10 protein-coding genes are annotated in these 19,960 nt (G+C 60.6%); 9 read left to right on the forward strand and 1 reads right to left on the reverse strand.

The features are described from left to right. Window positions 1–21: 21 nt before the first annotated feature. The 8 genes from Q5H89_RS22105 (at window position 22) to Q5H89_RS22140 (ending at window position 16,633) form a co-directional block, all read left to right on the forward strand. Window positions 22–1,647, forward strand: a complete 1,626-nt coding sequence (locus tag Q5H89_RS22105; protein ID WP_305021511.1) for a cyclic peptide export ABC transporter — start codon at window positions 22–24, stop codon at window positions 1,645–1,647. Window positions 1,648–1,837: 190 nt separating this feature from the next. After that, entirely contained in the window at window positions 1,838–2,533 is a 696-nt protein-coding gene (locus Q5H89_RS22110) for a thioesterase II family protein (RefSeq protein ID WP_305021512.1), read from the forward strand. A 266-nt stretch (window positions 2,534–2,799) separates the two neighbouring features. Further along, window positions 2,800–3,432 carry a 4'-phosphopantetheinyl transferase family protein gene (locus Q5H89_RS22115; RefSeq protein WP_305021513.1) on the forward strand — a complete coding sequence of 211 codons (633 nt, stop codon included), beginning with the start codon at window positions 2,800–2,802 and terminating at the stop codon, window positions 3,430–3,432. Window positions 3,433–3,537: 105 nt separating this feature from the next. Then, window positions 3,538–4,566: a serine hydrolase domain-containing protein gene (locus Q5H89_RS22120; protein ID WP_305021514.1), complete on the forward strand. Its 1,029-nt coding sequence runs from the start codon at window positions 3,538–3,540 to the stop codon at window positions 4,564–4,566. Window positions 4,567–5,218: 652 nt separating this feature from the next. After that, window positions 5,219–7,423 carry an outer membrane beta-barrel family protein gene (locus Q5H89_RS22125; protein ID WP_305021515.1) on the forward strand — a complete coding sequence of 735 codons (2,205 nt, stop codon included), beginning with the start codon at window positions 5,219–5,221 and terminating at the stop codon, window positions 7,421–7,423. 175 nt (window positions 7,424–7,598) lie between these two features. Beyond that, window positions 7,599–13,859, forward strand: a complete 6,261-nt coding sequence (locus Q5H89_RS22130; protein WP_305021516.1) for a non-ribosomal peptide synthetase — start codon at window positions 7,599–7,601, stop codon at window positions 13,857–13,859. A gap of 21 nt (window positions 13,860–13,880) precedes the next feature. After that, window positions 13,881–16,238 (forward strand): penicillin acylase family protein, encoded by a 2,358-nt coding sequence (locus Q5H89_RS22135; protein ID WP_305021517.1) that lies wholly within the window; start codon window positions 13,881–13,883, stop codon window positions 16,236–16,238. Then, the gene (locus tag Q5H89_RS22140; RefSeq protein ID WP_305021518.1) at window positions 16,235–16,633 is read left to right on the forward strand and encodes a hypothetical protein; all 399 of its coding nucleotides are present in this window, start codon (window positions 16,235–16,237) and stop codon (window positions 16,631–16,633) included. Before Q5H89_RS22135 ends, Q5H89_RS22140 begins: the two co-directional genes overlap by 4 nt. A 28-nt stretch (window positions 16,634–16,661) precedes the next feature. On the opposite strand, the gene Q5H89_RS22145 is transcribed toward Q5H89_RS22140, so the two are convergent. Continuing rightward, window positions 16,662–17,393 carry a LytR/AlgR family response regulator transcription factor gene (locus tag Q5H89_RS22145; protein WP_305021519.1) on the reverse strand — a complete coding sequence of 244 codons (732 nt, stop codon included), beginning with the start codon at window positions 17,391–17,393 and terminating at the stop codon, window positions 16,662–16,664. 1,211 nt (window positions 17,394–18,604) lie between these two features. Between Q5H89_RS22145 and Q5H89_RS22150 the strand changes: the two genes are divergently transcribed. Continuing rightward, the gene (locus tag Q5H89_RS22150; RefSeq protein WP_305021520.1) at window positions 18,605–19,624 is read left to right on the forward strand and encodes a lanthionine synthetase LanC family protein; all 1,020 of its coding nucleotides are present in this window, start codon (window positions 18,605–18,607) and stop codon (window positions 19,622–19,624) included. Window positions 19,625–19,960: the final 336 nt, after the last annotated feature.

Consider the following 19,960-nt stretch of genomic DNA (forward strand, 5'->3'; position numbering starts at 1 on the left):
AAAAAATTTATTCCCAACCCCATGAATCTCCTGAAAGGACATCTCGGAAAATACATCTTATTCGTGGCCCTGGGCATCCTGGCCGCGGCCGGCAACACGGCCATCATCTTCATCATCAACCAGATAATCAGTAAGTCTATCCAGGGCATCAGCACGGCCAACAAGGAGTATGCTTACCTGTTTGCGGGCAGCCTGGTCCTGTTTTTTGTGAGCCGCTGGATAGTTTCTCGGAGCATGATTGCCTTCATGCTGAAGATTTTACGCCAGGTACGCATGGAAGTAGTGGAGATGGTGCTTACCTCGGCCTACCACCCGCTGCTTAAAAACAAGGAGCGCATTTACACGGCGCTCACCCGCGACACGAACAACGTCGTCAACGCTTCCGTCAATGTCATTGACCTGATGACGAACTTTATCATCATCCTGCTGTGCTGCGGCTACATGGCGTTTCTTTCGTGGAAGCTGCTAGCCTGCACCTGCGTCCTGATGGCCTTTACGGTGCTGATTTACACGCTGAGCGAGAAAAAGGCAATGGCCTTCTTCGACAAGGCCATGTCCATCGAGGATGGGTTTGTGCGCCACCTCAACGAAATTCTGGTGGGCTTCAAGGAAATCAAGCTGGCGCGCGCAAAGGGCGTCGACATCGTGAACCGGCACATGTACCCGTCGGTGGAAGCGTCTTCGGCCTACAATAAAAAAGCGTTGGTTTACCACCTCAACAACCGGGTAATCGGGCAGATTGCCTTTTACGTGTTCATTGGCTCGCTTCTCCTGTTCCTCGGCGACTGGCTTTCCGTCAGCAGCCCGGTTATCATCAATTTCATCTTTGTGTTGATGTACATCTGGGGGCCCATCGAGTCGGTCGTGCTCATGGTGCCGGGCCTGGCGCAGGCCCACGTGTCCCTGACCCGGCTAAGCTCCCTGAAAGAGTCGCTGCGCGAGAAAGACGTGGAAGGCGAGGCCGCCGCCGCGCTCCCGCCGTTCGACAGCCTCAAGCTCTACGACATTTCCTACCAGTACGCCACGGAGGAAGACACGCACTTCAGCGTGGGGCCCAACGATTTTTTCCTGCACCGGGGGGAAGTGGTGTTCGTGTACGGCGGCAATGGCAGCGGTAAAACCACGTTTATCAACGTATTAGTGGGGTTGTTCGTGCGCGAAAAAGGGCAGGTGTACCTCAACGGCGAGGTGCTGGAGGAGCGCAGCTTTGCCGCCTACCGGGGCTTGTTTGCGCCCGTGTTCAGCGACTTTCACCTGTTCGAAGAATTTTACGGGGTAGCGCACATCGACGAAGCAAAAGCACTCGAATACCTCACCGTATTTGAACTCGACAAGAAGGTGGAGATAAGGGATAATAAGCTGACAACCGTCAACTTATCAACCGGCCAGAAAAAGCGGCTAGCCCTGGTTTGCGCCATGCTGGAGCGCAAGCCCATCCTGATTCTGGACGAGTTTGCGGCCGACCAGGACCCTTATTTCCGCAAGAAGTTCTACACCGAGATTCTGGACTATCTGAAGGAGGAAGGCTTCTCAGTCGTGGCCATCACGCACGACGACAACTATTATCAGTACGCTGATAAATTGTACAAAATGAATTATGGCAAGCTCGAAAGCGTGACCAGGGAAGAGGCCCTTAGTGTAGCCTAGCCCCCCGCCCCGCAGTGGGGCGGCGCGTGGCCCGCTGCGGGGCCACGGGTGCCGTAGCGGGCCTAGCCCCACCTGCCCGCTGCCGCAGGCGGCACCGGGTTGGCCGCCCGCAGCCAACCCGGTGCCACCCGGCCGCCCCAAGATTGTGTCCAACCGGCCCTTGCCGGCTCACCACCAAGCATTTTTTCCCATGAATATCATTGCCCTGCCGTTCGCTGGCGGCTCCAGCCTTTCTTACCAGTCGCTCAAGCGATACTTCTCCAAGTCCTGCCCTGTTGAGGTGCTGGAATACAGCGGCAGAGGCTCCCGCGCTACCGGCACGCTACTCACAAGCATGCAGGCGGTTGTGGATGACCTGTTCCCGGTTTTAGTACAAAAAGTAAGCTCCGGGGCCGACTACGTGCTCTACGGCCACAGCATGGGGGCCCTGGTAGGGCTGATGCTCTGCCGCAAGCTGCACGAGCAGCGCCAGCCCTTGCCCAGCCGGCTGATTGTATCTGGCAAGGCGGGCCCCGCGTCTCGGCACACGCGCGACGTTATTCTGCACAAAATCGGCAAGGATGACTTCTGGAACGAGGTGTTCAGTATTGGCGGCACTCCGCAGGAGCTAAACGAGTCTCAGGACTTCCGCGAGTATTTCGAACCCATACTACGCGCTGATTTTCAGGTAGTAGAAACGTTTTCCTACGAAAAATCGGCCCCGCTGCCCATTCCCATCCAGGTGCTGTATGGCGATAGCGAGGGCCTGGAGGTAGCGGTAATCGAGCAGTGGCAGCAGGAGTCTGTATTTCCAATCAGCTACCGGGCACTGCCCGGCAACCACTTCTTCATCTTTGACAATGCCAGAACCGTTGCCTCGGTGATTGAAGCCGGGGAGATGGCGTAGCTGCCCGCGGCGGCCACGCTAGGCCAGGCAATTGCCTGGGCCACAAGCCTGGCCAGGCAGTAAGGAAGTCGTAGACAGGCTCTTACCCACAGGCCAGCTCCGGGCCTGGCTCCTGAAGCCGCCCGCAGGTTACGCGGCCGTCCTGGCAGCGCACAAAATCAATTCCGGGTTGCCCTAAGTACCAAGGCTCTTAGCAAAGGCCGCTGCAAAGCGGCAATTGCACGAACCATTGTCCTTTTAATTTCCACATTATACCGCCACCCAAAATGATAAAGGTCCTGTACTCGTGCTTTGAGCAGAAACTCACAGATAGGGAACTCAGCACCTACCTAGCCTTATTTCCAGCCAGTATCAGAACCAGGATTCTCAGGTTTCAGCGGTGGCAGGATGTGCAGGCGTGCCTGTATGGCAAGCTGCTGCTGCGCAAAGGCCTGGAAGAATTCGGGGTTACCTGTGATTTGGGGAAGTTGCAGTACACTTCCTACAGCCGGCCCTACATCGACAAGGACATCGACTTTAACATATCACACTCTGGCCATTACGTGACCTGCGCACTAAGCGATTTCTCCAAAGTAGGCATCGACATTGAGCATGTTAGCCCCATCGCAATCGAAGATTTCAAATGCTACATGCTGCCCGATGAATGGAATAAAATCACTGGGTCAACAAACAAATACTATGACTTCTATACTTACTGGACCCAAAAAGAGTCCATCGTAAAAGCGGACGGCAGAGGCTTGGTTATTCCGCTGGAGGAAATTATAGTCAGGAATAATGAGGCGAAAATAGCGAATACTACGTGGTACTTAAAAAAGCTGAAGCTAGCCGAAGACTACGTGGTGCACCTGGCTTCGGATGCAGCAGGCATCGACCCCATCGTATGCAAGGTCGAGCTGTGATAATTACTGAATTTCAGCACCTTATGCCCAGGTCGACCACCCTGCCGCGCTACCGCGCCCCTAGCCAGCCTGCTTACCTCAGCCCTGCCAGCCGGCCAGCCTGCCATGACTTCCCGGGATAGCGAGAGATACCGTCGGCTCGCAGCCGGAGTACTGGCGCACCATGAAGAGGTGTGCGCGCCGGCAGGGGTGAGCATTGGGTTAATCAGGCGCAAAAACGTTTTTTTCTTCTCTCACGGCTCGTTGCACAATGATGGCGGGCGCGCAATCAATCAGGACTCCGTATTTGAGATAGGCTCCGTTACGAAAACATTTACTGCCTTGCTGATAAGCCTGGCAATAAGCCGAAACATTATTGCGCCTGATGCTTTCATCGACAACCTGCTGCCGGCTTCGGCCCAGCTGAACAGTGCTTTACGGAATAAAATAAGGGTAACCGACCTGGCTTCGCATCAGGCAGGGCTGCCCACTTTGGCAGATGACCAGTACCTGGCCTCGCTGCTGAGGCTAAATGCGCGGCAGCCGTTTGCGGCGGTCGATACGCGCTATATCCAGCAGGTATTGAGCAGCACGGACTGCGTAACTGACTATGGCAGCTACCATTACAGCAACTTTTCTTACGCGCTGCTAGGCCTTATTGTGGAGCAGTGCACCGGGTTGCAGTACGAAAGCGCGCTCGCAGCGCAGCTAACGGGCCCGCTCTCAATGGCCAGGACCACGCTGGCCAGCCCCCTGGCTGCTAACCAGGCCGGCGGCTTTACCCGGCAGGGCGCCGTGGCGGAGCGGCTGATAGCGAATAAAATAGCGCCGGCCGGCGGCCTGTGCTCCACCGCGGCAGATTTACTGAAATACGTAACCGCTCAACTTAACCCGGGTGATACTTGGCTTGGCAAAGCAATTGAGCTTAGTCACCAGGCATTTTGCGTAGCCAATGGGTTTGAAGTCGGATTAGGTTGGAACAGCATCAGCGATGGGGCGCGCCACTATTTTGAAAAAACAGGGGATACTTTTGGTAATTCTTCGTTGGTGCGCTTCGATAAGCAAAATAAAATCGGCATCGTGGTTTTGTCGAATCAGCAGAATAGCTCCTTAGTAGCGGAAATAGCTGACGAATTGTATTGCGCCTTGCTATAAGCGCGGTAAATCACCTGCCATACAGTGGGCCACCCGGCGGGGAAATGCAGGCTACTCATCGCAGGGCCAGGGGCCTGGCCCAGGCGCCAGGCCGCCCCGCGTCTGCCCGGGTAATTCCTGGCCTGGCGGGCACGGCAGCTGCCCGGGCCGCGCCTCATGCGGCTGCGGTTTCGGCCGGGGGCTTCGCCTTGGCGCCGGGGCGCGGGGGGCAAATAGCCAGCGGCCAGGGTGCCCTCCCAAGGCTGTCTGCTGCTTATAAAATCAGCCCGCTGCTCTTCAGCAAATCGCTAGGCACCCGAATAACCCTGCTTAGTACTGTGAATAAGCCGCTTGGTGTAAAAAACCCCCGGGTGTCCTTTTCATAGTTCACCTTTGAACAATCAATAACAGGGGCACCGCTTTTTACGGGCAGCACGCTAGTGAGAACAGGCTTCCAGCTCCCGGCAATTGGGGGCAGTGCCCGGGGGTTGCCGAAGCTGATAGCCGCTGCATTGCCCTGGCGGCCGGCGGCACATGCGCCAGCAATTGGTTTCCGGACGCATTACGCGCAGCACAGGCAAAGGGGCTTCTTTTAAAAAATCACGCTAAAGACTGTAAATCGATGAACTCAATCATTAAGCTTCGGTTACTGCTTATCCTGTTGCTGCTGAATATGGCGCCGGCTTTCGCGCAGCGCACAAGCAGTATCACCGGCAAGGTAGTGGATGGCAAGGCGCCCATCCCGTATGCCAACATTGTGTTGTTTGCCGATGCTACCAAGCAGCGGCAGGTGCAGGTAGCGGCTACGGACGAGGAGGGCAAATTCGTGCTTCCAAACATAGCACCTACTACGTATACCCTCGTTGTATCCTTTATTGGCTACCAGGGATACGAAAAGGCAATTACCGTGACGGAAAAGCCGCTGGCCCTGGGCGACATAGCCTTGCAGCTAAATAGCAAGGCCCTGGACGAAGTTACCGTGACGGGCCAGCGCAGCAACGTCGAGTTTCACATCGACAAAGAGGTCGTCAATTTTACGCCCGAAATGCTGGCTGGCGCTACCTCGGCCTCCGACGTACTGGCCAAGGTGCCGCAAATAACCCTGGACGCGACCGGCCAGGTAAAGCTGCGGGGCGATGCCGGCGTGCGCGTGCTCATTGATGGCAAGCCCACCATTCTGAGCGCCTCCGACGTGCTGGCTACCCTGCCCGCCGGCAAGCTAAAGAAAGTAGAGATTATTACCTCGCCCTCCGCCAAGTATGACCCGGAAGGCGCCGCCGGCATTCTCAACATCATCACCCAGCAGGAGAACAAAGCCGCCACGGAGGCCCTGGTAACCATTGGCCTGGGCCTAAACAAAAAGTACAGCGGCCTGGCCAAGCTGGACTACAACGTTGGTAAGTGGAGTAACTACGCTTCGCTCAACTTCCGCCACGAGGACCGCCCCACCCAGACCTACCGGGAGTACTACCTCGATAATGCCCTGCAGTTTACGTCGCTCTACAAGGAAGCCGAGATAGAGAAATTTACCAATGCGGAAATTGGCACGGACTATAAGATTGACTCCCTCTCTACGGCGTCGCTGAGCTACCAGTATTCCTTGCTGGACCGCAATACGCCCTCTACCTATCGCCAGGACGAGCAGTCGCTGCCGAATACGGGCAGCGGCAACGTGCTGTTTACCACCAGTGAAAACAAGGTGCGCGCCGGGTATACCCGCTCCGCCAAACGGAACACTTTCGGGGCTGATTTTCTCTACGCCTGGGGCGCGGTAGATATTAACTCCAATAACATCCTGCGCAACCAGAATAATGCCGTGCTGAGCAGCTACTCGCTGGCTAATACCATTGGGTACTATTTCCTGGATTATGATTTGACGTACAGCCGCGCCCTGAATCAGTACTGGAAGCTTGACCTGGGCTACTCCGGCGAGGAGGTGCACTTCAGCAATGATTTTACCAGCCTGACCAATAATGTGTACAACGCGGTAAACTATAAGTATAAGGAAAGCATCCAGGCGGTTTTTTCCCTGCTGTCCTACGCCAAAGGGGCCTACAAGGCGCAGGTAGGCCTGCGGCTGGAAAACGCCCTGCAGGAAATCAGCAGCATTCCTACCAGCCCCTACGTCAACGCGTACCCTAGCCTTACCCTGGAGCGGAAGCTCGACGATTCCAAGTCGATTGCGCTGAACTTCAGCCGGCGTATCTCGCGCCCCGACCCGTTCCAGTTTGCGCCGTTTGTGCGCTACGACAACGTGAACCAGCGCAGCCAGGGCAACCCGCTACTGAAGCCGGCCTACTCAAACAACGTCGAGCTGAATTACCTGTACGCCAACGAGCATTTCAACCTGAAATCATCCGTGTTTCTGCGCAACAGCCAGAACGTGATTAATAAGATTATCCGGCAGGATGGCGACCTGACTACCATCACCTTCGACAACATTGCCCACGTCAATACCCTCGGCGCCAGCCTGAGCGGCGAAACGAACCTGCTCACGTGGTGGAAGCTAAACGGGGGCGCCGAGGTATTCTACAATAATATTTCGGATGACCAGTACACGTATGGCCGCCGCGAGAGTGTGTACGGGGTGCTGAAGCTCAATTCCATTTGGACGCTTAAGAACAACCTGAAGCTGCAGGTGAACAGCAACTACACCACCACCACCTACGAGGCCCAGCGGCAACTGCTCCCCTTCTACACCGCCGGCATCACCGCTAGCGTGACCACCCTGAAAAAGCGGGGCAACGTCTCCTTCCGCATCGACAACCTGGTGTACAGCGGCAGCCGCAGCTGGATTAACGCGCAGCCCTACCTCATCTGGGAGCGCTACGAGGCCCAGAACCCGATTTACCGGCTGAGCTTTTCCTACAAGCTCTAGCGCGCTGCCGCGGGCGCCCGCCGGCCGCACCCGGTGCCGGCGGGCGCCCGCGGCACCGGGTTTCTGCTGCCCAATGCCATCCTTACGGGCGTGCGCCCCCCCCGGCCGGCAGCGCGCCGGCCTAGTCCCGAATTTTTACTTGTCTTGCTGTCTTTCACTGCCTTCCCGCAATAACATGGAGCTTAAGCGACCTTCCGTCACGCAGCAGCTTATCTGGGCCGACCAGGCGTTCAACCGTACCTCGCCCAAGTATAATATCGGCGGCTATGCCCTGCTGCAAGGGCCCCTGCGCCCCGCCATCTATGAGGCCGCGATTGCCGAGGTTCTGAAAAGCCAGGAGGTGTACGCGTCTGTTTTTCAGGAAGTAGACGGGGAGCTGTTTTACGCGATACGGGAGGCGGCCGCGGGCTTTGAGCTGGAGCTGCTGGATTTTTCGGCCGAGCCCGACCCCACATCCGCTGCCAACGCGTGGATGGACCAGGAGTTCGGCGTGGCTTTCCAACCGGATAACACCCACCTGTTCACGTTCAAGCTGCTGAAAATTGATGCCCGGACGCACCTGTGGTATGCCAAAATTCACCACCTGATTGGCGATGGCTGGTCGTTCAGCCTGCTGCTGAATGCCATCGCCTTCCACTACAAAAACCTGCTGGAAACGGGCGTCACGGAGGCCAGGCACTATTCCTACGCGCACTACATCCAGGACGACGCGGCCTACTACCAGTCGCAGCAGGCCGAAGACGACCGGGCGTACTGGGTGCAGCAGTTTCAGGGGTATTCGGGGCTGCTGCAGCAGCAAAGCACGGTGAGCTACGCCCAGAAAGCGCAAAGCAAAACCCTGGCGCTGCCCAAGGAAACGTGCGCCCTGTTGAAAGCAACGGCCGACCGCCACGGCGTTTCGCTGTTTCAGCTCATCATCGGGAGCCTGCTTTTGTACTTTGGCAAAACCAGGCAGCAGCCCACCATTTCCTTCGGGATGCCCGTGCTCAACCGCACCAATAAGCTGTTTAAGCAAACGGCCGGCGTATTCATGAATCTGCTCGCCGTGCGCTTCTCGCTGGAGGAAGACGCTTCGCTGGCCGAGCTGCTGGGCGGGGTGAAGCAAAAGATGCGGGAAGCGCTCCGCCACCAGCGCTACCAGTACGGCAACCTGGTAAAGGACTTGGCCCGGCCGGGCGAGCGGGCCGGCCTGTACGACATTCGCATCTCCTACGAGGAATTCAACTTTACGTCCTCCATCGGCGATTTGGCTTCCAATGCCTACGCGCTGTCTAATTACTGGGAGGAAGACCCGCTTTCCATTTACGTGCGCGGCTACCACGACGATGGGTTTGACATCCGCTTCGTGTACAACCAGCAGTACTTCACGGCGGCAGAGATAGACTTGCTGAGCAGCCGGCTGCAAACCATTCTGCAGGCCTTCGGCACCCACGCCGACGCGCCCGCCCGCCAGATTAGCCTAGTGGATGCCCAGGAGCAGCAGCTGCTCGAAACCGCGGCGGTGGGCCCGGTGCTGCCCCGGGCGCAGGCCTCCTTTCTGGCGCTGTGGCAGGCTAGCGTGGCCACCCACGCCGCCCGCATTGCCCTGTCCGGCCCGGGCCGGTCCCTGACCTACGCGCAGCTGAACGAGCGGGCCGGCGCCGTGGCCTACGAGCTTACCCGGCGCGGCCTGGGGCCGGGCGACACCGTAGCCCTGCTGCTGGAGCGCTCCGAGTGGATGGTGGTTGGGATGCTGGCCAGCATGCTGGCGGGCGTCACCTACGTGCCCCTGGACCCGGCCTACCCGGAAGCGCTGCTGCGCTACATGCTGGAAAACGCCGAGTGTAAGCTCCTGCTCACCAGCGCGCAGCGGCCCATCGCCTGGCCGCCGCCCATCGACTGCCTGTCGCTGGAAGACTATGCGCCCGCGCCGGCCGGCCAGCGCGGGCCGCTGCCGGCGCCGGGCATCAGCGCCGACACCCCTTGCTACATCATCTACACCTCCGGCTCAACGGGGAACCCGAAGGGAGTGCTTATCTCCCACGGGGCTTTGGCCGACTATGCGCTCAGCTTCCAGGCGTACTTCCAGGTAACGGCCCAGGACGTAGTGCTGCAACAGGCCTCCATCAGCTTCGACACGTCGGTGGAGGAGATTTTCCCGGTGCTGGCCGCCGGGGGCCGGCTGCACATCCTGCCCAATCCGAAGGACCTGGACGCGCTGCGGGCGGCGCTGCAGGCCGAGCACGTTACCTTGCTCAGCACCAACCCCTACGTTATTGCCTACCTCAACGCAGGGGTGCTCCCCGCGTCGCTGCGGGTGCTCATCAGCGGCGGCGATGTGCTGAAGCCGGAGTACATCACCCACCTGCTGGCCCAGCCGGTGGCCCTGTACAATACCTACGGCCCCACCGAAAGCACCGTGTGCGCCACCTACCACAAAGTGGAGTGCCTGGAACAGAATATTCCCATTGGCAAGCCATTCAGCAACCGGGAGGTATACGTGCTGAGTGAAACCTTGCAGCAGCAGCCGGTGGGCCTCGATGGGGAGCTGTACCTTGGGGGCGCGGGCCTGGCCCTGGGCTATTACAACCAGCCGGAGCTTACCAGCCAGAAGTTTATCCCGCACCCCTTCCGGCCCGGCCAGCGGGTTTACCGCACCGGCGACGTGGGCTGCCTGCGGCCAGATGGCAGCATCCTGTTCAAGGGCCGGGCCGACAATCAGCTCAGCTACCGGGGCTATCGCCTGGAGGCCCAGTACATTGAGGCGGCCATCAGTGCGCAGCACGCGGGGCTCGACAGCCTGGTTGCCGTGCGGCACTTGCAGGGGCACCCCGTGCTGGTCGCCTTTGTGCAGCACGCCACCCCCCTGCCCTACACGCTCGCCGACTGGCGCCGCCTGCTGGGTAGCCAGCTGCCGGCCCACATGATTCCGGAAGTGTGGGTGCAGGTAGCTGCTTTTCCGCTCTTGCCCAACGGCAAAGTCGACCGCAAGGCGCTGCCCGAAATCCACGCGGATATGCTGGCGGTGGAGGCCCGACCCAAAACCGCCCCGCAAAACGCAGTGGAAGAGCGCCTGTGCCAGATTTGGGCTCAGATTCTGAACCAACCCGCCGTCGGCACCTCCGATTCGTTTTTCGAGCTAGGGGGCCACAGCCTCAACGTTATTCAGCTGCTGGGCCGGCTCCGCACCGAATTTCAGGTATCGCTGCAATTAAAGGACGTCTTTACCCATGCCACCATCGGGCAGCTAGCCCTGCTGCTGACGCCGACGCACCCGCAGCCCGCCGCGCAGCTAATTGCGCCGGGCCGCGCGCCGGCCGCCCGCTTTCCGCTCACGCACGCCCAAAAGCGCATGTGGCTGGTCAGCCAGACCGAGGAAGCCTCGCGCGCCTACCACATTGCGGGGGCCCTGGCGCTGAAAGGCGAGGTGAGCCGCGCCTGGGCCGCCGAAACCCTCGGCGCGATGGTGAGCCGGCACGAAGCCCTGCGCACTGTTTTCCAGGAAGATAGCGCGGGCGAGCTGTATCAGCAGGTGCTGCCTTTGGAGGAAGTGACCGACGCCTTTTTCACGTACTACGAGCTGGCCGGCGAGGCCGCCTTGCCGGCCTTGCTGCGGGAGGTCGTCTACGGGGCGTTTGACCTGGCAACGGGCCCGCTGCTCCGCGTTGCCCTAGTAAAAACAGCCCCCGCCGAGTACCTGCTCGTGTACGTGATGCACCACATCATCAGCGATGGCTGGTCGATGGAGGTGCTGTTCAAAGAGTTTATGGCGGGCTACGGCGCGCGCGCCACCGGGCAGCCCGCTGCGCTGCCCCCGCTGCCCATTCAGTTTCGCGACTACGTGCGCTGGGCGCAGGAGCAGCCGCCCCAACTCGCCGAAGAAGCCTACTGGGTCAAAAAGTTTGCCGATAAAGTGCCGGTGCTGGACTTGCCCACCCAGCACCCCCGCTCCTCGAACCGCACCTTCAACGGGGCCGAGGTGGTGCTGCCCCTGCCGGCCGGGCTGCACCAGCAGCTGCAAGCCCGGTGCGAGGCCGAAGGGGCCACGCTCTTCATGGGGCTGTTTGCCCTGCTCAACGTCACCTTATTCCGGTACACCGGGCAGGAAACCACCGTTATCGGGACGCCACTAGCCAACCGGGAGCAGCCGGAGCTGCAGCAGCAGGTCGGGCTGTTCCTGAACGTACTGGCCATCAAGACGGAGTTTAGCGGCAGCCTCTCCTTCCGCAGCCTGCTGCGGGTACAAAAGCAGGAGCTGCTGCAAGCCTACGAGCACCGCAGCTACCCCTTCGATAAGCTCATTGGGCAGCTGCCCTACGCGCTGGAGCCCAGCCGCTCACCCTTCTTCGATATCCTGCTGGTGCTGCACAACCAAGCCACGCTGACCCAGCTGCACCCCACTGCCGCCGGCCTGCCCGGCCTAGAAGTGGCGCAGTACAAAAACCTACCCCGCGAAAGCAGCCAGCTCGACCTGGCTTTCAGCTTCTCCTACGCCCCGGCGGGGCAGGGCCTGAGCCTGGCGCTGGAATACAACCGCGACTTGTTCAGCGACTGGTTTGCCCGGCAGCTGGCCGCTCATTTTATCGCGCTGGCCGAGCAGGCCGTAGCGCACCCCGATGTTCCCATCAGCGCCCTGCGCCTGCTTGCGGAACCCGAGCCGTTGCCCCTGGCCGCTGCCGGGGCGCCGGCCCCGCCCCCCACGTGGGCCGCCTGCCTGGCTACCTGGGAAAAAGAGACGCCCGCCGCTACCGCCCTGGTAGCTGCCGGCGAGTGCCTGAGCTACCAGGAGCTGGCAAGCCGCGTCAGGCACCTGGCCGGCTACCTGCGCCAGGCGCACGGCGTAGGCCCCGGCGACCGGGTCGGCGTCATGCTGGAGCCGTCGGGCTGGCTGCCCGTGGCCATGCTCGGCATCTGGCTGGCCGGGGGCGTGTACGTACCCATCAACCCCGCCTACCCGGCGGCGCGCAAAGAGCTTATTGCGGCAGATGCGCAGTGCAAGCTCGTGCTCACGCAGCAAGAATGCGTGCAGAGCAGCGCCGCAGCGCCACTGGCGGAGGGCGCCACGGAGCAGCCTTGCCCAACGGCCTACCTGCTCTACACGTCGGGCACTACGGGCCGCCCGAAAGGCGTGGCCGTGGGCCATGCCGCGCTGGCCCGCAAGCTGCGGGTAGAGCGGGACTTGCTAGGGCTGCCCGGCCCCATTCACTCGGTTTTGATTACCAATTACAGCTTCGATGTGTCGTTGCTGGAATTGCTGCTTCCCCTGCTATCCGGGGGCAAAATCGTGGTTCCCGACCCGCAGCTCCTGCTTCAGCCCGAAGAGCTGGCCAGGGTGCTGATTCAGGAGCAGGTGCAGGTGCTGCAGGGCACCCCCACCTTTATCGAGGCGTTCTGCCAGCACCTCTCTCCCGGCACGTATGCGCAGCTGGCGCGGGCCCTGCGCGTGCTCTGCATCGGCGGGGAGTCTTTGACCAAGAAGCTGGTGACGCTGCTGAAAAGCAAGCTGCCCACCGTGCGCCTCAACAACCACTACGGCCCAACCGAAGCCGTAATCGACGCGGTGGTGAACGAAGACGTGCACTGCTTCGAGCGCAACATCATTGGCAAGCCGCTCAGCGACACGCAGGCGCTCGTCCTGGACAAGCAGCTCAACCGCGTGCCGGCCGGGGTTATCGGCGAGCTGTACCTGGGCGGCGCGAGCCTGGCGGATGGCTACGTTAACCTGCCGGAAGAAACCAGCGCTAAATTTATTGCCAGCCCTTTCGCCCCGGGCGAGAAGCTCTACAAAACCGGCGATTTGGTTAAGTGGGACCCTTCGGCCAGCCTCGAATTCGTTGGCCGGGTAGATGAGCAGGTGAAAATTCGGGGCTTACGCATCGAGCTGGAGGAAATACGCCACACCCTGGAGCAGCACGAAAACGTGCAGCAGGCAGTGGTGCTGTGCCACGAGTACGCCGGCGAAACCCACCTCCTCGCCTTCCTGGTGCCGGCAGGGCCGGAGTTTGCGCCCGCAAAAATCAGGGACTACCTGCGCACGCAGCTGCCCGACTACATGGTGCCCACCATCCTCACGCGGGTCGGGCAGATTCCCCTCAACGAGAATGGCAAAGTAGCCAAAGCGGCCCTGCTGGCCCAGGTTGACCTGGCCGCGGGCCGGGCGGAGCTAGTGCCAGCCACTACCGAAACGCAGCTGGTGCTGGTCAGGCTCTGGCAAGAGCTGCTCGGCCGGCCCCACCTTGGCATCACCGACAACTTCTTCGATGCCGGTGGCAACAGCATGCTGCTCATTAAGATGCGGCTAGCCATCCAGCGCGAGTTTGATGTGCAAATCACTATCAAAGAGCTGTTTAAGCTGCTAACCATTGCGCAGCTGGCCGAGGCGATAGAGGCAGCCAGCTGGTTGCGGCTGGGCTGCGAGACCGTCACGCAGGAGCTGACCGAAGAATTCATCATTTGATTTTCCAACTAGCCATTCCTGATGAAAAACTACCTGAGTATAGTCGGCCTCATGGGGCTGCTCCTGGCCTGGGTGTGGGTGAGCCAGTCTACCGATTGGGGGGGCAATTCGGCGGCGAATATTACGGCGTATCGCGGGGGCATTCTCTCCTTGCAGGAGCCCGCGTCCAAGCCGGTGCTTACCCTGCACACGGCGGGCCCGGAAGCCCAGGTGTACGTCGATACACTGGCTATTCCGCATATTTTTGGCCCGAACGCGCCGGGGGTCGCCTATGCGCTGGGCTACATGCACGCCAAAGACCGGTATTTCCAGATGGAGCTGCTGGCCCACGTGGTAAGTGGGCGCCTGGCCGAGATGGTCGGCGAATCCGGGCTAGGCTCGGATAAGGAGTGGAAGGCGTTTGAGTTTGAGCGCAAGGGCGCGCTGATACTGGATAGCCTGCGCACCGCCGACCCGGCGCTGCACGCCTACCTCACCGCCTACAGCCAGGGCGTGAACGCCTACGTCAGCCAGGAAGCCCCTGGCCAGCGCGACCCCATGTACCTGATTTTCGGCCGCGCGCCGCAGGCCTGGAAGCCCTACTACGCCTTTCTGCTGCAATGGTACGTAGCCGCCCAGCTTTCTTACTACGACGACTACATCGACAAGCAGGAGCTGCTGGATAAGCTGCCGCCGCAGGTGCGCCGGATGCTTTACCCCGACTACCCCACCCACCCCGACCTTATTGTGCCGGCCCCGGCCGGGCAGCCGCGCGCCCAGCCCCCGGCGGGCAAGGCGACGCTGGCCGTTTTTCGGCCGCAAGAGGCAAACAGGTTTGCCACGCGGCCCACAAACAAAAGCCTGGGAAGCAACAACTGGGTAATTGGGCCGCAGCGCACGGCCGCGCACAATGTGCTGCTCTGCAACGACCCGCACCTGGTGCTGACGGCGCCCAACATTTTCTACGAGGTGCAGCTGCACTGCCCTAGCTTTCACTTGTACGGCTACACCATTCCCGGCATTCCGATAGTGCTCACGGGCCACAACGACCGCATTGCCTGGGGCGTCACCAATGGGAGCTGGGACGTGACCGAGCAATACGTGCTGCGCCTCAACCCCAAGGATAGCACTGCCTACTGGCTTGATGGCCACTGGGAAAAAATGCGCCGGCAGGAATATTCCTTCCAGGTGAAAAACGGCGACCCGCACCGGGAGCAGGTCGATTACTCGGTGTTTGGCCGGGTGGTCAGAAAGGGCCGGCTGGTCTACGCCCTGCGCTGGCATCCGCAGTACGGGACCCAGGCAGTGCAGGCGCTCTGGCACGTGATGCAAGCCACCAACTGGCCCGCGTTTCGCCAGGCCCTGCGCCACTACGACTACCCGTCCCAGAACTTTGTGTATGGGGACGTGAACGGCAATATCGGCGAAATCAGCGCCGGCAAAATGCCCATCAAGCCCGCCCGGTACGCCGGCGGTATGCTCGACGGCACTACGCGCCCCATTCAGCAGTACGTCCCCTTCGACTCGCTGCCCCAGTCCTACAACCCGGCCCAGGGCTATCTTTTTTCGGCCAACCAGGAGCCTCAGCGTAGCCGCTACTACTACGCCGCGCATTGGTTTGAGGACTTATACCGCCCCCACCGGATAAATACCATCCTCCGGCAGGGTTTCGCCTTCACCAAAGACAGCATGATAACCATGCAGCAAGACGTGGTCGACCTCTCCGTTTACGACCTGAAGCGGCTGCTCGAAAAATATGCCGCCGCCCCGGAGCCGTCGGCCAACTGGCAGCGGCTGGCCCGCTGGAACGGCAAGCTCGACGCTAACACGCAGGAAGCGCTTTTCTACAAAGCTTTCCGCAGCAGCGCGGCGCTAGCCGGCAAGAAGCTCGCGGCGCAGCTCCAGATTAAGGCAGCGCCTTCCTTCGACCAGCTGCTCAATTTCCTGCTCAACTACGAGGAGCTTGTGCTGCCCGACAAAAAAATTCGCAGCAAGGCCATGTTTCAGAGCATTATGGCGCAAACGGATTCTATTTATCAGGCTGCCCACGTCACGGCCGGCAGTCCCCCGCCGGCGGCCGTTGCCTACGATTTTTCGGTGGCCCACATTTCCTCGCTGCCTTGGCTCGAAACGCAGGTGCGGGGCGTCGGGGGCAGCGAAAACACCATCAACGTGAATTACAACGCGCACTCCGTTATCCGGACTGTGGTAGAAATAAGCGCCACCGGCATCAGCTCCTGGATGATAACGGGCGGCGGCCAAAGCGGGCGGATAAACTCCCGGTTCTACGGGCAGCAGCTGCCGGCCTGGCAAAAGAACGCCGTGCACCCTACGCAATTCGTTTCTACGCCGGCGGCCCTAAAAGCCATCTCTCACCAGCTATTCTTCACCAAGCAATGAAAACCATGCGCTATAGCAAAGCACTCCTGCTGGGCGGCGTCTTGCTGGCCCTGCACGTCTTGTTGCACGGGCCGCCGCTGCTGGCCGCCTGGTTTGTAGTGGGCCTGGGCGGGGCCTTTTGGTGGCAAGGCCCCCGGTTTTTCCGCACCGTGCTGGCAAGCGAAATACTCATTGGCCTGGGCTACTACCTGCTGATGGGTGCTAGCCAGCAGTTGCTGTGGCTGAACCGCAACTCGGCGCTGCCCGCCTGCGCGTGGCTGGCCATTGTCATTGGCTTCAACGTGGTTTCGGGCTGCATCTGCGTAGGCGTGCCTTACGCCGTTGCCGGCCGGGTGCGGCACCTGCGCGCCAAAAAAGCGCCCGTACAGGAGCCCGTATACGCGCTTTCCCACTAGCCAAGGCGCGGCCTGCGCGGGGCCGCTATTATTTTTTGCCGCCCATCACGTTGTCTTTCAAGGCTTCAAAGAACGCCGTGCGGTACGTATCGCCTAGCGGTACGTAGGCCTTCAGGCCCTTGAAGAAAATCTGGTTGCCGTCCAGCGCCTGTATTTTATTCAGGGCCACGATGTACGACTTATGCACCCGGATGAACTGGTGCGGCGACAGCCGCTCCTCCAAATCCTTGATGTTGAGCAGGGTAACAATGTGCTCATCGCCGGTGTTGATGGACACGTAATTTTTCATGCCCTCGATGTAGATGACGTCGTCAAAATTCACCTTCGTCATCTTGCCCTTGCTCTCCGTTTTCACGAAGAAGTAGCTGGCCGCCGGCGGCCCGGTTTGCAGGTGGGCGCTGGCATCCAGCGAAGTATTCAGCGCCTTCTGGGCCGTCTTCAGAAAGCGCTCGAACGCAATGGGCTTGAGCAGGTAGTCAAAGGCTTCCAAATCGAAGCCCTGCAAGGCAAACTCGCTGTAGGCAGTTGTAAACACAAGCTTGGTTTTGCCCTGCAACAGCCGCGCCACGTCGAGGCCCGAGAGCTGGGGCATGTGAATATCCAGAAACAGCAAATCGATGCGCTGGCTCTGCACCACGCTCAGCACCTCCAGCGGGTTGGTGGTGCTGCCAACCAGTACCAGGAAGGGAATTTTTTCAACGTAGGCACGCAGTAAGTCGAGCGCGCTTTGCTCATCGTCTACTAAATAGCAGCTAATCATGCCTAAAGCTCGGGGAAAAGGGTTCGGGTAAAGGGCGGCGGTTCATCAGGGCTGATGAGGGAAGGGCAGGCGGGCGGTACAGGCGCCGGGCGCGGGCGGGTATTTGCTGGCCCACTACCTGTGGGCCGGCCCGCTCGCGGGGCCAGGGCTGAAAACATAGGTGGTTTTTGCAGGCAGGGCGGTTGCAGCAGCAACGGGTCAGCGGCTACAACCAAATTCCCGCGCCCGAAGCAATTCTTAACAAACGTAATGAGTATCAGAGGTAAAATTACTGCCGGCCGTTACGCCGTCTACGCGGCCCGCCCTGCGCGCCTCCCCCCCAGCCCACTCCGCGCCAAGGCGGCGAAGAGCTAAACCTGGTTTATATATTTAAAATTCAGGTTCTTATAAAATATTTTGCAGCTAGAGCCAGGGGCTTCCCTACTTTAGAGAATGGGGCTAGGGCCCGAGCGCCGGCCCGAGCTTTGGGCCTGGCAGCGGGCAGCGGCGGCAGCGGCAGCCGTCTGCCACGAAGCCAACCCGGCGCCGACTGGCAAAGTGAATGCTGTGGCCGGTGGCCGGCGGTTTTTTCCTGCTTCAGGGGGCCGGTTTCGCCCTGTTCAGCCCTTCGCGGCCCCTCTGGCAACCAGCAATACACCCCCGCAGAAAGCGGGTTTATACCTGGCAAACGGGAGTTGGTGTAAACGGCGGACCAGTGATTGCCAACGCAGAGTAAGTTTGAGCCAGGCAGCCCTACCAGGTATCCGACAGCTCGCTTAGCTGCTGCATGCTGCGGGCAGTGGGGCTGGCTACCAGCAGGCTGGCTGCTCGGGCAAGGCAACAGGGTACTTACGCGCTATCCCCGCCGCCCCCTAGTGCCCTGCCGGCCGGCAGCGCCGGGCTAGCCACCAGGAGGGTGGCCACGAGCTGCCCGGCATTTTAGCGCGCAAAGCGAAGCCCGGGTAGTTTCCGGCCGAGGTACCAGGGCGTGGCCGCGCGCGGCCCGGCCATAGCACGAAGAACTAATTTTTGATAATTTCCCAATGCCTTACCAGTAAATAGTTTATACTAAAAAATACTCAATGGTTACTTTCCCAACAGCTACTTCGCTTGCCGCCCGCTTCAGCCCCCAGGGGCCGTTGGCCGGGGGGGCGTGGCAAAGCTGGCAGGATGTGCACAATTTGCTTTGCGAGAAATCGAGTACGCGCTGCGCGACTCCCGGGCTGGCGGAATTGACTGCCTACTACTTCTGCGTAAGCCAGGCCTTCACTATTCTTGATGAGGTAGCGCCGCTGCTGCTCCAGCAGTGGCAGCAGCTCGCCGCTCAGCTAGCGCAGCAGGCCCGGCTCAATGCCTGGCCGGCCCACCACCTGGACCAGGCCTGCACGGCGGCGTGGCTGGCCAAACAGCTCACCGACAGCCACCTGCCAGCGGCGGCCGACCATCTGCTGCCCCTCGACGCCGCCTTGCTAGCCCAGGCCGACCGCCTGCACCACCGGGCCGACCACGCCAGCCGGGGCTGCTTTTTTCGGATACTCCGCTATTTCAGCCTCCGGCTGATGAGCACCCCAGACGCTACGGCGCTCCTGCGGCTGCTGGAAATGCTGCCGCAGTTTCCGGCAGTAGCAACGCTGGGCCTGGCCGATGGCCTGGCTGCCGAGCTGCTGCTGCTGCTGCGGCTGCACAAAACCGGGATTCAGCACGCCGCCCTGCTGCCGGGCCTGCGCAGCGGCGTGGCGCGGCTGCTAAACCTACGGCAGCAGGTAGATTTTTCGGAAGGCCACTACAACGCCTTTCCCTACCACACGCCCCCCGACCTCAGCCTCGTGGTCTTATCCGGCCAGGAGCTGAGCTGGCGCCACGGCGATGTGGGGCAGTCGCTGCTGCTTTACAAATTCGCCGATGAGCTGCCCAACTCGGAGCTGCTTCCCATTGCGGAGCTGGTGGGCCTCAATACCCTGCTGCGCACCTCGTGGCAGTCAACGCAGCTCACTACTTCCCAGGTAGGCCAGGGCACCGCCGGGCTAGCCTACCTCTACCAAAGGCTACACCGGCTGAGCGGCCACGCGGCCTACCGCAAGGGCGCGGCATTCTGGCTTGAGCGAACCCACAGCCTGCTCCAGCAGGAATTGGCAGCCGGCTTCTACCACGAGCCAAAAGGAGATATCATGCACGGGCTAGTGGGCGTGGGCCTGGTGCTGCTGTCCAGCCTGGTAGAGGAAGACTTGGCATGGGACAGCCTGGTGCTGTAGCGCCCGCTAAGGTGCCCGGCCAGTGCCCGGCGCGGCCCGCCCCCGCCGGCAGTGCCGCAGCAAGCCCGCCTTCTCTCTGCTTCGCAAGCAGTGGCGCGGGCCAGCGCGCGGGCCAGGGCTAGCTGCGCCGCGCCTTCCGCCCACGCCGCCTCATTGGCCGCGGCTGCGCTTGCTTTGCCCCCCCCTAAAGGGCTAGCCGGTGGGCGTGGGCCCTGCGCCTGCCCGCACCCACAGCACCTATAACTTTAAGAGCGTGTTTGGATTTTCAATTTCCGGGTCATGCTGAGCTTGTCGAAGCATCTCTACCGCCCCGTTGAGCGGCTTTTCAACAAAGCG

It is taken from the genome of Hymenobacter cheonanensis (genome assembly GCF_030581075.1).
Lineage (GTDB): Bacteria > Bacteroidota > Bacteroidia > Cytophagales > Hymenobacteraceae > Hymenobacter.

What these genes read in the sequence shown, in the direction of transcription:
- Q5H89_RS22105 (WP_305021511.1), top strand. Translation starts at nt 22, where the DNA reads ATGAATCTCCTGAAAGGACATCTCGGAAAATACATCTTATTCGTGGCC.
- Q5H89_RS22110 (WP_305021512.1), top strand. Translation starts at nt 1,838, where the DNA reads ATGAATATCATTGCCCTGCCGTTCGCTGGCGGCTCCAGCCTTTCTTAC.
- Q5H89_RS22115 (WP_305021513.1), top strand. Translation starts at nt 2,800, where the DNA reads ATGATAAAGGTCCTGTACTCGTGCTTTGAGCAGAAACTCACAGATAGG.
- Q5H89_RS22120 (WP_305021514.1), top strand. Translation starts at nt 3,538, where the DNA reads ATGACTTCCCGGGATAGCGAGAGATACCGTCGGCTCGCAGCCGGAGTA.
- Q5H89_RS22125 (WP_305021515.1), top strand. Translation starts at nt 5,219, where the DNA reads ATGGCGCCGGCTTTCGCGCAGCGCACAAGCAGTATCACCGGCAAGGTA.
- Q5H89_RS22130 (WP_305021516.1), top strand. Translation starts at nt 7,599, where the DNA reads ATGGAGCTTAAGCGACCTTCCGTCACGCAGCAGCTTATCTGGGCCGAC.
- Q5H89_RS22135 (WP_305021517.1), top strand. Translation starts at nt 13,881, where the DNA reads ATGAAAAACTACCTGAGTATAGTCGGCCTCATGGGGCTGCTCCTGGCC.
- Q5H89_RS22140 (WP_305021518.1), top strand. Translation starts at nt 16,235, where the DNA reads ATGAAAACCATGCGCTATAGCAAAGCACTCCTGCTGGGCGGCGTCTTG.
- Q5H89_RS22145 (WP_305021519.1), bottom strand. Translation starts at nt 17,393, where the DNA reads ATGATTAGCTGCTATTTAGTAGACGATGAGCAAAGCGCGCTCGACTTA.